The following is a 15,458-nucleotide window of genomic DNA, read 5'->3' on the forward strand; positions in this document are numbered from 1 at the left end:
TGTGGGGTCTCCCCATGCGAGAGTAGGGAACTGCCAGGCATCAAACAAAGCAGAAGGCCTCGTCGAAAGACGAGGCCTTTTGTCATTCTGGATCCAGCTAAACCCGACGATAAAAAAGGCCACCCATTGGGTAGCCTTAACAGGAAGCATGCGGCAATCAGTGAATAACCTGCGATAAAAACGCCCGCGTACGCTCTGATTTTGGCTGTGCAAAGAACTCATCGGGCGCTGCCTGCTCTACGATCTCACCGCGATCCATAAAGATCACCCGGTCCGCCACTGTGCGGGCAAAGCCCATCTCATGGGTAACGCACAGCATCGTCATACCCGACTGCGCAAGCCCAATCATGGTATCAAGCACCTCCTTCACCATCTCCGGATCCAGCGCCGAAGTGGGCTCATCGAAAAGCATGATTTTCGGCTTCATACAGAGCGAGCGCGCAATCGCGACGCGCTGCTGCTGACCACCCGAAATCTGCCCCGGAAACTTATGCGCATGCTCGGCAATCCGTACGCGCTCCAGATAGTGCATTGCCAGCGCTTCTGCCTCTTTCTTCGGCATTTTGCGCACCCATATTGGTGCCAGCGTGCAGTTTTGCAAAACGGTCAGATGGGGAAAGAGATTGAAGTGCTGGAAAACCATCCCCACTTCCTGGCGGATTTTCTCGATATTGCGAATATCCTCATTCAGCTCAATACCGTCGACCACAATACGTCCCTGCTGATGCTCTTCCAGGTGATTGATACAGCGAATGGTGGTCGATTTTCCTGACCCCGACGGGCCACAAAGTACAATCCTTTCCCCTTGCTTCACATGCAAATTAATATCTTTCAACACATGGAATTGCCCATACCACTTATTCACATTTTCGAGCGTGATCATCGCGTCGCCAGATTGCATTGTTGTATTACTCATCATCATCCTCAGTGCGGTGTACGCCCGGTGTTAAAGCGCTTCTCCAGATGCTGGCTATAGCGCGACATGCTGAAACAGAAAACCCAATAGACTAACGCAGCAAACACATAGCCTTCCGTCGACATCCCGAGCCAGGCGGGATCGACCGTCGCTTGCTGCACGCTGCTAAAGAGATCAAACAGGCCGATGATGATCACCAGGCTAGTATCTTTAAACAGCGCGATAATGGTGTTCACCAGACCCGGGATCACCAGCTTTAACGCCTGCGGCAGGATCACCAGCCCCTGCGTCTTCCAGTAGCCCAGCGCCAGCGACTCGGCCGCTTCATACTGCCCCTTCGGCAGCGCCTGCAAACCGCCGCGAACCACTTCTGCCACATAGGCGGACTGGAACAGGATCACCCCGACCAGCGCACGGATCAGCTTATCGATGGTGGTGCCTTCAGCCATAAACAGCGGCAGCATCACCGACGACATAAACAGCACGGTAATCAGCGGTACGCCGCGCCAGAACTCAATACACATCACCGACAATATCCGCACTACCGGCATCGTCGAACGTCGGCCCAGCGCCAGCAAAATCCCCAGCGGCAGGGCGCCGGCAATACCGACCGAGGCGATAATCAGCGTCAGCGTCAGGCCGCCCCACTGGCGTGTCTCAACGCGCTCCAGGCCAAGAAAGCCGCCAAACATCAGCCACCACACAACCAGCGGGTAGAGCACCACCCAGCAGGCAATGTAGCGTCCGCGTCGCGGCATCCCCTTCCAGAACATCGGCAGGATAGAGAGCAGGCCAACAATCAGCGCCAGGTTGATTCGCCAGCGCTGGTCGTGTGGGTAGAGCCCATACATAAACTGGCCGAAGCGTTGATGGATAAACACCCAGCAGGCGCCCGCTTTGGTGCAGTCCGCGCGAGTCGAGCCGACCCAGTTCGCCTGAAACAGCGCCCACTGCAGCAGCGGCGGAATAAGCTCCCACATCATCCACAGACAAAAGAGCGTCAGCAGCGAGTTTGACCAGCTTGAAAAGAGATTTTTACGCACCCACAGCAGCATGCCGTTATTTCCCGATGGCAGCGGGCGCGTGGAGGGCGACACAATAGCTTTTGTCATTATTAATCCTCAGCGCTCAATCAGGGCAATACGGCGGTTATAGATATTCATCAGCAGCGAAATGGAGAGGCTGATGAGCAGATAGATCGACATGGTAATGGCAATGGTTTCAATCGCCTGGCCGGTCTGGTTCAGCACCGTACCGGCAAACAGCGACACCATATCGGGGTAGCCAATCGCCGCCGCCAGCGATGAGTTCTTTGCAATATTGAGATACTGGCTGGTCAACGGTGGAATGATCACCCGCAGCGCCTGGGGAATAATCACCTGTCGCAACGTGACCGGATGAGGCAGCCCAAGTGAGCGCGCTGCTTCATGCTGCCCGTACGGCACCGACTGGATGCCGGCGCGAATAATCTCAGCGATAAACGCCGAGGTATAAACCGAGAGCGCGATAGTCAGCGCCGCCAGCTCCGGGATCAGCACCATGCCGCCGCGGAAGTTAAAACCGCGCAGTTGCGGAATTTCCCAATGCAGCGCCGCCCCGAACAGTGCATGCGCCATCAGCGGCAGCACAATAATCAGCCCCAGTGCAGCCGGCCAGGTTCGCCGCAACTGGCCGGTTTTGATCTGGTGCTTTTTATTGAAGCGGAACAGACCAACAATGAGTGCCGCCGCCAGCACCAGCGCACCGACAAAGGCAAGCATTCCTTCACCCATTTGCGGCGAGGGAATATAGAGGCCACGGTTGCTGAGAAAGACCAGCTCCATGGCATTTACCGCCTGGCGCGGGCCGGGCAGGTTGCGCAGGACCGCAAAGTACCAGAAGAAGATCTGCAACAGCGGGGGAATATTGCGGAACGTCTCGATATAGATCGTCGACAGCTTTCGCAGCAGCCAGTTTTCAGACAGCCTTGCAAGACCAAGGAAAAAGCCCAGCAGTGAGGCAAAGACAATACAGAGCGCCGAGACCAGCAGCGTATTGAGTAAACCGACCAGAAAGACCCGTCCGTAGGTATCACCCTGCTCATAATCAATCAGATGCTGAACAATGCCAAAACCGGCCGCGCGGTCGAGGAAGGCGAAGCCGGAGGTAATACCCCGGTTGTTGAGGTTAGTCACCGCGTTATGGAGCAGATAGAGGGCAACAACAACCACGGCGATAATCGCCAGGATTTGAAACAGCCAGGCGCGAACCGCAGGGTTTGAAAGGGAGAGCGCGCCTTTCACGGTTGGGCGGCGATGGGGCATAGAGAAAACCTCAGTAACCATAATTCTGGACTGGGCGTCACCGCAGAGTGACGCCCGTTACGGCAGTAGCGGATTAACGCACCGGTGGAGCGTACTGAATCCCGCCGTTGTTCCAGAGGTTGTTCTGGCCACGTTTAATTTTCAGCGGGCTTTCAGAACCGACATTACGTTCGAAGACTTCGGAGTAGTTACCGACCTTCTTAATAATGTTGTAAGCCCACTTGTTATCGAGTTTAAGATCTTTGCCGAAGTCGCCCTCTTTGCCGAGCAGGTGCGCCATATCCGGCGTAGCAGGGTTAGCCACTTTCTCATCGACGTTCTTCGAGGTAATGCCCATCTCTTCGGCATTCAGCATGGCGAAGAGCGTCCAGCGCACGATGGCGAACCAGTCATCGTCACCGCGGCGCACCACCGGCCCGAGCGGCTCTTTGGAGATCACTTCCGGCAAGACGATCCACTCTGCCGGGTTGCTCAGCTTGATCCGCAGCGCATAGAGTTGAGACTGATCGGAAGCCAGCGTATCGCAGCGGCCGGATTCCAGCGCCTTCGCCGACTCGTCAGAGCGGTCAAAGGTCACCGGGGTGTAGCTCATTTTGTTGGATTTAAAGTAATCCGCCACGTTCAGCTCGGTATCGGTCCCGGCCTGAATACAAACGGTTGCGCCATCAAGCTCTTTAGCGCTCTTCAGGCCCGCTTTGTTATGGGTCAGGAAGCCGATGCCGTCATAATAGGTCACGCCGGTAAAGGAGAGCCCCATACCGCCATCACGAGAAGAGGTCCAGGTGGTATTGCGCGAGAGCATATCCACTTCGCCGGATTGCAGCGCGGTAAAGCGCTCTTTCGCCGTCAGCGGGGTATATTTCACTTTGCTGTCATCGCCGAACAGGGCGGCGGCAACGCCACGGCAGATATCCACATCGATACCGGTAAATTTCCCGTTTGCATCCGCATAAGAGAAACCGGGCAAACCATCACTGATCCCGCACTGAACAAACCCTTTCTTTTTGACAGCATCAAGCGTTGTACCTGCGTGCGCCTGGTTGGCGACAGCAAACAGCACGCCGGCAGCGGCCAGGCTGGCGATCATCATCTTTTTCATAATGCATCCTGTGTGGCGAAAATTATCGTTATATGGGGCGTCCGGGTAACGCCTGAACCTGTCTGTGGCGAAGGCCGCAGTGGATATAGCAAAGGTGATGCCAGGTTGGTGTATGCAGGGTATTTAAGGAATCAAACAGGTTTCAGGATGAGTGTAGACAGGAAAGGAGAGAAGCAATGCCCCAGGCTGGTGCAAAAATAGAACGCACTCCACAAAATGGAGCAAAACAGCGTCTTTAATTCACTATTTATGCCAGACAAGTTTCGCAGGTGAATATAAGCATTAAATACGATGGGGTTGATTTGTGAAAGTAATCGCGTAAGAGAAACAACAGCGTCGGAATGGCATGATGAAATATAAAAAAGTGATGCCTGTAACCGGAATTGATGCACGTTTTTGATAGCAAAAGTGGCGAAATGAAAATTTACTGCACCGTTATAAAGCAAAAGCGCGGAAAACCGCGCTTAAGAGAACTATTTGGTGAGGGCCACAATACCGAGCGTTAAGCCAGCCAGGGCTGCCGCGCCGCCGGCGATAGCGCCTGCTGTTTCCCAGTTATCCTGCGTGGTGCCTTTCACACAGGTGTTGGTATGCACCAGGCGGCCCTGATCGTCATAGACCGGTACGCATGGTGAGTCGTGTGCACAGCCCGCGAGGAAGGTTGCCAGCAGGGCGACGGAGATCATTTTTTTCATTGTAATTACCTCTATGTAACCGCGACTCTTGATATCAACAGTCGCAATATCTGGTCAGTATCTATTGCTTGATTTTATCATTCAGCAAAACAGATTCATCGTGGCAATAATGTCCAGATATGTACTTTGTAAACTTGATGAAGTTAAAAAAGGTATTTAACTGAAATCGTGCAGAAATTATGGAGGCGAGATAAATAAAAGTGAGATTCAGAAAAAAGGAAGATAAAAGCGGGTGTTAAAAAGCGCAAACAGCGCTTAAGGGCATGAGAATAATCTAATTTGTCACTGACGTAAAATAAAAGCGCCCGCAGACGCTTTTATTTAATCCTTAAAATTCACTTTACCGTTTCGGCAGGGGCGAGGTTTTTCCCCTGAGCAGTAATCGTTTCTGCACTTACCGGTTTCCCCAGGAGATAACCTTGCAGAGTATTACAGCCCAGCTCGGTGAGAAATGCCTGCTGCTCCGCCGTCTCTACGCCTTCAGCCACCACTTTGAGGTTCAGCGTTCTGGCTAACGCGACAATCGCAGAGACAATCGTGGCGTCTTCGCCCTCCTGGCCCAGCTCGCGCACAAACGCGCGATCGATCTTCAGTTCGCACGCTGGCAGACGCTTAAGGTAAAGCAGGCTCGAATAACCGGTCCCGAAGTCATCAATTGACGCCTTCACGCCCGCATCGCTCAACTCGGTCAGCACCCGCACGCTCTCATCGGGGTTACTCATTGCCGTCGTTTCAGTGACTTCCAGAATCAGCTGCTCAGGCGGAACATGATGTCTGCTCAGCGTGCCCAGAATGGTTTCTACCAGCGCGCTATGCTCGAACTGTAACGTTGAAAGGTTAACGGCTATTGTCCAATCCATGTGCCCCTGCTCGCGCCATTTGCTGAGCTGGCGGCAAGCCTCATCTATTACCCAGTCACCAAGCGGGACAATCAGGCCGGTTTTCTCCGCCAGCGGCAAAAAGAGATCCGGGCTCAGCACACCCTGATGGGGATGATGCCAGCGCAATAGCGCCTCAAACCCGACAACCGGCCCGGAAGGCGCCTGGAATTTAGGTTGGTAGACGAGGCGGAACTCTTTACGCTCCAGCGCCATCCACAAATCATTCAGCAGCTGTAACTGGGTTTGCGCCAGGCGGTTCATGGAGGGCTGGAAAAAGTGATAGCCGTTACGACCCATATGCTTGGTGTGATACATCGCCGCATCGGCGTTGAACATCAACTCACGCTCATTTTTGCCATCGTCAGGATAGAGCGCAATACCGATACTGAGGGTCACCATCACATCATAGGGATCAATAGTAAAAGGGCGATCGACAGCGCGGATAAGTGAACTGGCGATCGTTGCGGCATCGTCCGGTGCGGCAATCTCTGCCAGCAGCACGAATTCGTCGCCACCAATGCGCGCCAGCGTATATTGCCCCTGCAGTTGCTGCGTGAGCCGCTCGGTCACCGCCACCAGTAACTTATCGCCGACATCATGTCCCCACGCGTCGTTAACCGTTTTAAAGCCGTCGAGATCCATAAACATCAACGCAAACGCGCTCTCTTCACGGCGCGCTTTATTGATCGCCTGCTCGATGCGATCTTCCAGCAGGACGCGGTTTGGCAGACGCGTTAAGGTGTCGTGCAGCGCCAGCCTCGCCAGCTCGCGGTTTGCTGCCGCAAGCGACGTGGCCAGCAGCGACGTCCGCGCCTGTAAACGGGCGTCGAACATCGAGACCAGTAAGGTAATGCCGAGCACGGAAAAGGCCATCATGCTGACCAGCACGGCAAGCCAGTTGTTATTGAAGCCGTGATGCACCATTGCAATGTGATGATGCTGGAAGGGGATCTGCGCCGCCATCATCCCGGTGTAGTGCATGCCGGTGATAGCCAGCCCCATTAAGATAGCTGCGCCAAAGCGCATAAGCGCAACTTGTGCCGCTTCGTGGCGCAGGCGGAAGGTGAGCCATAACGCAGCGAAAGAGGCCGCCAGGGCAATCACTATCGAGAGGGCGATCCACCCTTTATGCCAGACAATCGGCGGGGAAACCTGTAGCGCCGCCATACCGGTGTAATGCATCGCGGCAATGCCAAGCCCCATTACGACAGAGCCAGGAATAAGCCGACGCAAATGCAGCTTTGGCGCACTAACCAGCCACAGCGCAAACAGCGAGGAGCCAATGGCGATCGCCATCGATAAGCCGGTGAGAACGGGCTCGTAGCGCATGTTCATCGACATATTCATCGCCAGCATGCCGATAAAGTGCATCGCCCAGATACCGATGCCCATCGCCACGCCGCCGCCGCTCAGCCATACCCAGGATGAAGCACCACTGCTGGTGGAGACGCGTCCGGCCATGTTCAGGGCGGTATAAGAGGCCAAAATGGCTACAACAAACGAAACAACAACAAGGATATAGTCGTATTGGCTAACCAGCATGATGTCATCAACTCATTCACTAAGGGCGTTACGTATTGCTACGGTCGTAGAGGCGAAAAGGGCTGAGACATTATCACTGTCTGGGGAGGGCTCAAAACGATTTAAATCCCTGCGTAAATCAGGGCGATCGCTGCATTTTTACCAAATATCGCAGCAAGCAATCACTTAGAGAGAATCGCAGTTAACCAGTTTGAGTGGATTGACGGAATTCATATTGCGGCATTTATTAATGTCAGTGATCAGATACTCGATCCACTGCATGATTAAGCCATCCAGCGCAAAGATCGAGAGAGCGAAAACCAGCAGCCACCCATATTTGCGAATCATTCCGTCTCTCCCTTTTTTTGCAACCATTTGCGGAAAATATACACGATTTTGCGTTGAGGTAATGCCGATGAAAGCGCGCTTTTTAGCGTCATTTCAGGCAATAAAAAAGGCGCTTACCCATGCCGGTCAGCGCCTTTTTATCAATACCACTCACTGACGAATCAGTTCATGCCGTATTTTTTCAGTTTTTTACGCAGCGTACCGCGGTTGATGCCCATCATCAGCGCCGCGCGGGTCTGATTACCACGGGTGTATTGCATCACCATGTCCAACAGTGGCTGTTCTACTTCAGCCAGTACCAGCTCATAGAGGTCATTAACATCCTGACCGTTCAGTTGAGCAAAATAGTTCTTCAGTGCCTGTTTTACCGAGTCACGGAGCGGTTTTTGGGTTACCTGATCCTGAGAGTTAACGGTAGAAACGGTCAGTACGTCAGAATTTACGCGTTGTTCGAACATAGTTCTGTCAGCTCTTTATTTCTGTTTACGCAAAATTTTCGAAGTATGCCTCCAACGCCTCCAGCTGTTCGCTGGCATTCTCAATGGCGTTGAATGTGCGCCGAAACTGGTCATTCGGGGCGTGCTCCTGGAGATACCAGGAGACGTGTTTACGTGCAATTCGGTAACCTTTTGCCTGACCGTAAAAGTCATGCAGTTCCCGAACGTGCGCGCAAAGCAAGCGCTTAACCTCTGCCAGTGGCAGCGGAGCCAGCAGCTCCCCAGTGTCCAGATAGTGCTGGATTTCCCGAAAGATCCAGGGTCTTCCCTGAGCTGCGCGGCCTATCATCAGGGCATCCGCCCCCGTATAGTCGAGCACAGCTCTGGCTTTAAGCGGGTCAGTAATGTCGCCATTCGCGATAATCGGAATGGAAACTTTCTGCTTAACTGCCCGAATCGTGTCGTACTCAGCTTCTCCATTGAACAAACAGGCGCGGGTGCGTCCATGAATGGTCAGAGCCTGAATGCCACACTCTTCAGCCAGTTGGGCAATCTCTACGCAGTTACGGTGCTCAGGGGCCCAGCCTGTGCGAATCTTCAGGGTTACAGGAACATCCACTGCGCCAACCACCGCGGTGAGGATCGATTTCACCAAATCCGGGTGCTGCAACAGGGCGGAACCTGCAAGCTTGCGATTCACCTTTTTAGCCGGACAGCCCATATTGATATCAATAATTTGAGCGCCACTTTCCACGTTAATACGTGCGGCTTGGGCCATCTCTTCCGGGTCGCTGCCCGCAATTTGCACGGTGCGAATACCGGGCTCATCAATGTGCACCATCCGCAGTCGTGATTTGTCGCTTTCCCAAACCTGCGGATTAGACGACATCATCTCGGATACGGTTAAACCGGCTCCCATCTCGTAGCACAGCGTCCGGAAAGGTCTGTCAGTAATGCCAGCCATGGGCGCTGCGATCAGGCGATTTCTAAGCTGGTGGTGTCCGATGCGCATGAGTTAAGAAATGACCATACTGTGACTGCAAGGCGGCGTATATTACGCATTTTTTGCACGAGATGAAAGGCCAAACTTTGAGCAATCCACTGTTGTAGATCAAGGAATAGCCAGTCCTGGCGAGGCAAACAGGCATTACATCATAATTTTCATTGGGTTATAGCAAAGCTAAAATTTTTAGCTTGCTGATAAATTCACGAGATTTATCGTTTTTAATGGGGCAATAAGCAGCATAACTGCTGATTTTTAAGCCAAAAAAAAGCGGATTTTGCGAACCCGCTCTCATTTTTATGCTGGTATTTACAGGCTGCTACTCGACGACCAGCCGGCCATAAAGCTGCTGAGTAGGGCGGTTATTGGCGTGCCCGAGCGCAGATTTGAACTGGGCAAGCTGCTCAGAAGAGAGCGTCAGAGGCTGTTTCATTACCAGCCAGGTGACCCCTTCTGAACAGGGCGGCGTGGTCAGGGATCCGCTAAAGCGCCAGTAGGCCTTATCACGCGGCAGCAGCGCCGCCATATCGATGTGCTGCGCCGTTAGCGCTGTCGAGTCCCCGCGAGTGGGAAGATGCTGCGATAGCGCCGCCAGCTCGCGGTTAGCCGCCCCCGTTTCAAACAGCACCGCGACAACGGTGATATCGCCCTTTGCAGAGGTATGAACCAGGTGCATCTCCAGCGGGGCATGTTTGCCATGCAGGGTATGCTCACTGGGGGCGTGGAAGTGGAACTGCTGAAGGTGCGAGACAACTCCCGCCAGCTCTATGGTATTGAGGTTATCGATAAAATTGGCTTGCAGCGTATGGCCATTGTTTATCAGCAGCGCGGGGCTTTCACGGTAGTGGCTGCTAAGCGGTGAAAGGCGAGCAGTGACGATATTATCAATATCAATTGGTGACTGGTTTTTACCACTCTGGCAGGTCTGAAACTCGTGACTTAACTCACCCCAGTGTTCCGGCGAGGTTGCGCCTTCATAACTCCAGTGAGCGGAGCAGGCAAATAGAGGAAACAGGCTTGCCACAGCGAAGGCTGTTTTTACTATACGAAGTGACATAGTATTCATCCGATGAATGTTTGTAAATCAATGGCTTACCATCCGTTGATACAGCGGCGGCTCATTATAATCTTCACGGGGAATAAGTCACTACAAACGGCAGGGAAATAAAAAGCGTGGCCGGGAGGCCACGCTGTGGGGACTATTTTTTCTGACCCGTAATCCGGCACCACTCCTCTTTTTCAACCACCGGATCGAGGTTGAACAGGTTGGTATAGGCTTCACAAACGCTCTCTGCCTGGCTGGCAAGGATGCCAGACAGCCCCAGCAGCCCGCCCGCAACGGGCAGAACGCTAATCAGCGGTGCCAGCTCGCGCAGCGGGCCGGCGAGGATATTCGCGACCACCACATCGGCTTTCATCTCTGCGGGCTGATCGTCCGGCAGATAGAGTTCAAGGCGGTCTGAGACGCCGTTGCGCTCGGCATTATCGCGGCTCGCCTGGATCGCCTGCGGATCGATATCGATCCCGATCGCTTTCGCCGCACCCAGCTTCAGTGCCGCGATCGCCAGAATGCCGGAGCCGCAGCCAAAATCGATCACCGTTTTGCCGTTAAGATCGAGGCCGTCGAGCCACTGCAGGCAGAGCGACGTTGTCGGATGGGTGCCCGTGCCGAATGCCAGGCCGGGATCGAGCATCACGTTGACGGCGGTTTCATCCGGCACATCGCGCCAGCTCGGGCAGATCCACAGCCGCTCGCCAAAGCGCATCGGGTGGAAGTTATCCATCCACTCGCGCTCCCAGTCTTTATCTTCCAGCTGTTCAATTTTATGCGCGAACCCTTCGCCCAGCAGCGGATGAGAGGCGAGTTGGGCAACCACATCCGCCATCTCTGTTTCAGCATCGAACAGGCCGATCACATCCGTATCGCCCCACAGGCGGGTCTCGCCCGGCAGCGGCTCAAACACGGGGGTGTCGTGCGTGTCCTGGAAGGTAATGGAGACTGCGCCTGCTTCCATCAGAGCGTCGCTCAGATCTTCAGCATGCGCGCCGGTGGTGTTCAGTTTCAGTTGGATCCATGGCATGGCGTTACTCTTTATTGATTAGCAGAAAGGGAAGCAGCCTGCGGCACCGGGCGACCAAAACGGTTGCCGACCACAAAGGCTAACAAACTTAGCAGCAGCGAGGGCACAATCGGATGAAAGCCCAGGTACTGAATATTCAGGGTGGCGAGCACGGCATACAGCACGCCGCCGACAATCATGGCGCTGAGCGCACCTGCGGCATTTGCGCGCTCCCAGTAAAGCCCCAGCACCAGCGGCCACAGGAAAACGGCTTCAAGACCGCCGAACGCCAGCAGGTTCAGCCAGATGATCATCTCTGGCGGACGCCACGCTGCCAGCATCATCAGCACGCCGAGAATAAGGGTGGTTGCCGTCGAAATACGCTTCAGACTCGGCTCATGACGAATTTTAGTCGGCTGGGCGCTGAGCCACAGATCTTTAATGATGGTGGCAGAAGCCTGTAACAGATGAGCGTTGACGTTAGACATGATCGCCGCCATCGGCGCGGCGAGAAACAGCCCGGCCGCCCATGGTGGCAGCACTTCTACCATTAAGGTTGGGATCACCTGATCCGGCACCGACAGATGCGGCAGTACCGCCCGGCCCAGCGCGCCCGCCAGGTGCATGCCGAGCATCAATAGCGCAATCACAATGGTGCCGATAATAATGCCGCGATGCACCGATTTGCTGTCTTTATAAGAGATGCAGCGCACGGCGGTATGCGGCAGGCCAATCACGCCGAAGCAGACCAGCACCCAGAAGGAGGTCATAAAGGCCGGGGTGAGGATGTCGCTTGCGCCGTGCGGGCTGACCAGTTTCGGGTCGATCTGCCGCAGGGTATCCACCGCATGATGCAGGCCGCCCGCCGCATGGATCACGCCCGCCAGCAGGACAAGTGTGCCGATCAGCATCACCATTCCCTGCATGGTGTCATTCAGTACGCTTGCGCGAAAACCGCCAAACGCGGTGTAGAGCGCAATGGTGATGCCGAAAATCAGCAGGCCAGATTCATACTTGATACCGGCTGCGGTCTCCAGCAGGCGTGCGCCGCCGATAAACTGCACCGCAATCGCCCCGACAAAGGCCACCAGTAAACTGATGCTGGCAAGCCACACCACCGCCCGGCTCTGGTAGCGGGCCATCAACATATCGTTGAGGGTGATGGCGTTATAGCGGCGGGCAAGAATGGCGAATTTTTTGCCGAGGATACCGAGCGACAGCCAGATGGTTGGGACCTGGATCATCGCCAGCAGCACCCAGCCGAGACCGAATTTATAGGCAGCGCCCGGGCCGCCGATAAAGGAGCTGGCGCTGACATAGGTCGCCGTCAGGGTCATCGCCAGCACAAATCCGCCCATCGAGCGGCTGCCGAGGAAATACTCGCTCAGAAAGGTGCCGCTGCTGCGCTGACGCATAGCATAGAAGGAGAGGCCGAAAACGATGAACAGGTAGATCACCAGCACGGCAATAATTTCAGTTTGCATCCTTATCCTCCAGCGGGATATCACGGAAGATAAAACGCACCATCGCCCAACAGAGCAGCACAAACACCAGCGGCGTTAACAGGCAGGCCATCTCAAACCAGTGGGGTAAACCGGTGATGCCCTGCGCTGAATCCGGTATGTAAGCACACACTAACCAGGCAGCAAGATAGAGAAGGGTCAGCCACAGCGCCCAGCGGGCCTCAATGTGTGCCTGAACAAAACGGTTGTCCATTTTATTCCCTTGTGGATGAAGAAAGCGGGGATTGTACCTTAAGGAAAAGATGAGGGGAGAGAAAAAGAAAAAAGGCCGGAAGAACCGGCCTTTTGCGCGTAATCGCGATTATTTTTCCTGCAGACCGAGTTTCTTCTCCAGGTAGTGGATGTTGGTTCCACCGTGCTGGAAGTTCTCGTCGGACATAATGCGCATCTGCAGATCGACGTTGGTTTTAATCCCGTCGATGATCAGTTCCTGCAGCGCATTCTTCATACGTGCAATCGCCACATCACGGCTCTCGCCGTAGCAGATCAGCTTGCCGATCATGGAATCGTAATACGGCGGTACGGTATAACCGGCGTAGATATGCGATTCCCAGCGCACGCCAAAACCACCTGGCGCATGGAAGCGCGTGATTTTGCCCGGGCTCGGCAGGAAGGTGTTGGGATCTTCGGCGTTAATACGGCATTCGACCGCATGACCTTTGATCACCACCTCTTCCTGAGTGATGGAGAGCGGCTGACCGGCAGCGATACGCAGCTGCTCTTTGATCAGGTCAACGCCGGTGATCATTTCGGTTACCGGGTGCTCTACCTGAATACGGGTGTTCATCTCAATAAAGTAGAACTCGCCGTTCTCAAACAGGAACTCGAAGGTACCCGCACCGCGATAGCCGATATCAACACAGGCTTTCGCACAACGCTCACCGATGTAGCGGCGCAGTTCCGGCGTGATGCCCGGAGCCGGTGCCTCTTCAACCACTTTCTGGTGGCGACGCTGCATGGAGCAGTCACGCTCGGCCAGATAGATCGCGTTACCCTGACCATCCGCCAGCACCTGGATCTCGACGTGGCGAGGATTTTCCAGGTACTTCTCCATGTAGACCATGTCGTTGTTGAACGCTGCTTTTGCTTCCGCGCGCGTCATGGCAATGGACTGTGCCAGGTCGGCGTCTTTGCGCACAACGCGCATGCCGCGACCGCCGCCGCCGCCGGAGGCTTTGATGATAACCGGGTAGCCGATGCGTTTTGCATGGGCACGGTTAGCGTCAACGTCGTCGCCCAGCGGGCCGTCAGAACCCGGTACGCAAGGTACGCCCGCTTTCTTCATCGCGTTGATCGCAGACACTTTATCGCCCATCAGGCGAATAGTGTCGGCTTTCGGGCCGATAAAGATAAAGCCGGAGCGTTCAACCTGCTCAGCGAAGTTGGCGTTCTCAGAGAGGAAGCCATAACCCGGGTGAATCGCCACTGCGCCAGTGATTTCGGCCGCAGAGATGATCGCCGGGATATTCAGGTAACTTTTAACGGACGGTGCCGGACCGATACAGACCGTTTCGTCCGCCAGTAATACGTGTTTTAAATCGCGATCCGCCGTGGAGTGCACAGCGACGGTCTTAATGCCCAGCTCTTTACAGGCACGAAGGATTCGCAGTGCGATCTCGCCGCGGTTGGCGATAACAATTTTATCCAGCATGTGCGCCTCGTTACTCGATGACGACCAGCGGCTCGTCAAATTCAACCGGTTGGCCACTCTCGACCAGAATGGCTTTCACCACGCCTGATTTATCGGCTTCGATCTGGTTCATCATTTTCATCGCTTCAACGATGCAGAGGGTGTCGCCCACGTTAACTTTCTGGCCGATTTCGATAAAGGCTTTCGCATCCGGGCTCGGGGTGCGATAGAAGGTTCCGACCATCGGGGAACGTACGATGTGACCACTGATTTCTGCTGCGGCTGCCGGTGCTTCTACTGCGGCTGTCGTCGCGACAGCGTTCGCCAGGGCAGGCTGTTGTTGCATCATCGGCGCGGCATAAGCCTGCTGCATCATCGGGAAACTTGCGGCAGGTGCGCTGCGGCTGATGCGCACAGACTCTTCGCCTTCGGAAATTTCCAGTTCGGAGATGCCTGATTCTTCAACCAGCTCGATCAGTTTTTTAATCTTACGAATATCCATGAGTGGGTTCCGTACTCTTGTTTAGTGTGATTGTGACAGGCGTTTTACCGCCGTCTGTAAAGCGTATGAATAACCGTCCGCACCAAGCCCGCAGATAACGCCAACGGCAATATCCGAGAGATAGGAGTGGTGACGGAACGGCTCCCGCGCATGTACATTGCTGAGGTGAATCTCGATAAACGGGATATTCACCGCCAGCAACGCATCACGGATAGCAACACTGGTGTGCGTAAACGCGGCCGGATTAATCAGGATGAAGTCAGTTACGTCTTTAGCCTGATGAATACGGTCGATGATTGCGTACTCCGCGTTAGACTGAAAATGTGCCAGTTCCACATTAAGTGCCGCGCTTTCTGTACTCAAAGAATTAACAATCTCCTCAAGTGTCAGGGTGCCGTACTTCTCCGGCTCTCGCGTACCGAGCATATTCAGGTTCGGTCCGTTCAAAACCAATACATGGAACTTATCAGCCATTATGCTGCTATCTCCTGCGATTCTTCGGCAAAAAACAAAATATACCTTCGATTCGCGCTTGTCACC

16 protein-coding genes are annotated in these 15,458 nt (G+C 54.4%); all 16 read right to left on the reverse strand.

Annotated elements, in window-relative coordinates; translation table 11 throughout:
* Positions 1-157: 157 nt before the first annotated feature.
* The gene (locus IAE48_RS14375) at positions 158-916 is read right to left on the reverse strand and encodes an amino acid ABC transporter ATP-binding protein (RefSeq protein WP_054803019.1); all 759 of its coding nucleotides are present in this window, start codon (positions 914-916) and stop codon (positions 158-160) included.
* An 8-nt stretch (positions 917-924) separates the two neighbouring features.
* A complete protein-coding gene (locus IAE48_RS14380; RefSeq protein ID WP_370569028.1) occupies positions 925-1,971 on the reverse strand; it encodes an amino acid ABC transporter permease in 1,047 nt (348 codons plus the stop codon).
* Positions 1,972-2,037: 66 nt separating this feature from the next.
* The gene (locus IAE48_RS14385; protein ID WP_200134803.1) at positions 2,038-3,219 is read right to left on the reverse strand and encodes an amino acid ABC transporter permease; all 1,182 of its coding nucleotides are present in this window, start codon (positions 3,217-3,219) and stop codon (positions 2,038-2,040) included.
* A 73-nt stretch (positions 3,220-3,292) separates the two neighbouring features.
* Entirely contained in the window at positions 3,293-4,318 is a 1,026-nt protein-coding gene (locus IAE48_RS14390; protein ID WP_200134804.1) for an amino acid ABC transporter substrate-binding protein, read from the reverse strand.
* A 473-nt stretch (positions 4,319-4,791) separates the two neighbouring features.
* Positions 4,792-5,013 carry a lipoprotein gene (locus IAE48_RS14395; protein ID WP_023480815.1) on the reverse strand — a complete coding sequence of 74 codons (222 nt, stop codon included), beginning with the start codon at positions 5,011-5,013 and terminating at the stop codon, positions 4,792-4,794.
* A gap of 335 nt (positions 5,014-5,348) precedes the next feature.
* The gene (locus tag IAE48_RS14400) at positions 5,349-7,436 is read right to left on the reverse strand and encodes a bifunctional diguanylate cyclase/phosphodiesterase (protein WP_200134805.1); all 2,088 of its coding nucleotides are present in this window, start codon (positions 7,434-7,436) and stop codon (positions 5,349-5,351) included.
* A gap of 165 nt (positions 7,437-7,601) precedes the next feature.
* Positions 7,602-7,763, reverse strand: coding sequence for a DUF2556 family protein (locus IAE48_RS14405; protein ID WP_042713125.1), 162 nt, complete (start codon positions 7,761-7,763; stop codon positions 7,602-7,604).
* 161 nt (positions 7,764-7,924) lie between these two features.
* Positions 7,925-8,221 (reverse strand): DNA-binding transcriptional regulator Fis, encoded by a 297-nt coding sequence (gene fis, locus IAE48_RS14410; protein WP_000462905.1) that lies wholly within the window; start codon positions 8,219-8,221, stop codon positions 7,925-7,927.
* Positions 8,222-8,246: 25 nt separating this feature from the next.
* Positions 8,247-9,212, reverse strand: a complete 966-nt coding sequence (gene dusB, locus IAE48_RS14415) for a tRNA dihydrouridine synthase DusB (protein WP_034813628.1) — start codon at positions 9,210-9,212, stop codon at positions 8,247-8,249.
* 310 nt (positions 9,213-9,522) lie between these two features.
* Positions 9,523-10,260 carry a carbonic anhydrase gene (locus tag IAE48_RS14420; RefSeq protein WP_200134806.1) on the reverse strand — a complete coding sequence of 246 codons (738 nt, stop codon included), beginning with the start codon at positions 10,258-10,260 and terminating at the stop codon, positions 9,523-9,525.
* A gap of 142 nt (positions 10,261-10,402) precedes the next feature.
* The gene (prmA, locus tag IAE48_RS14425; protein WP_042713123.1) at positions 10,403-11,284 is read right to left on the reverse strand and encodes a 50S ribosomal protein L11 methyltransferase; all 882 of its coding nucleotides are present in this window, start codon (positions 11,282-11,284) and stop codon (positions 10,403-10,405) included.
* 11 nt (positions 11,285-11,295) lie between these two features.
* On the reverse strand, positions 11,296-12,747 hold the full coding sequence (gene panF / locus IAE48_RS14430; RefSeq protein ID WP_023480847.1) for a sodium/pantothenate symporter: 1,452 nt from the start codon (positions 12,745-12,747) through the stop codon (positions 11,296-11,298).
* A complete protein-coding gene (locus IAE48_RS14435) occupies positions 12,737-12,979 on the reverse strand; it encodes a YhdT family protein (protein WP_200134807.1) in 243 nt (80 codons plus the stop codon). The genes panF and IAE48_RS14435 overlap by 11 nt, the downstream gene beginning before the upstream one ends.
* A gap of 108 nt (positions 12,980-13,087) precedes the next feature.
* Positions 13,088-14,437, reverse strand: coding sequence for an acetyl-CoA carboxylase biotin carboxylase subunit (accC, locus tag IAE48_RS14440; protein WP_023480919.1), 1,350 nt, complete (start codon positions 14,435-14,437; stop codon positions 13,088-13,090).
* A gap of 10 nt (positions 14,438-14,447) precedes the next feature.
* The gene (gene accB / locus IAE48_RS14445) at positions 14,448-14,918 is read right to left on the reverse strand and encodes an acetyl-CoA carboxylase biotin carboxyl carrier protein (protein ID WP_023480963.1); all 471 of its coding nucleotides are present in this window, start codon (positions 14,916-14,918) and stop codon (positions 14,448-14,450) included.
* A 21-nt stretch (positions 14,919-14,939) separates the two neighbouring features.
* Complete coding sequence (gene aroQ, locus IAE48_RS14450; protein WP_042713122.1) at positions 14,940-15,392, reverse strand: type II 3-dehydroquinate dehydratase; 453 nt, start codon at positions 15,390-15,392, stop codon at positions 14,940-14,942.
* Positions 15,393-15,458 lie beyond the last annotated feature (66 nt).

The organism is Kosakonia sp. S57 (assembly GCF_016516575.1).
In the GTDB taxonomy this organism is placed as follows: domain Bacteria; phylum Pseudomonadota; class Gammaproteobacteria; order Enterobacterales; family Enterobacteriaceae; genus Kosakonia; species Kosakonia cowanii.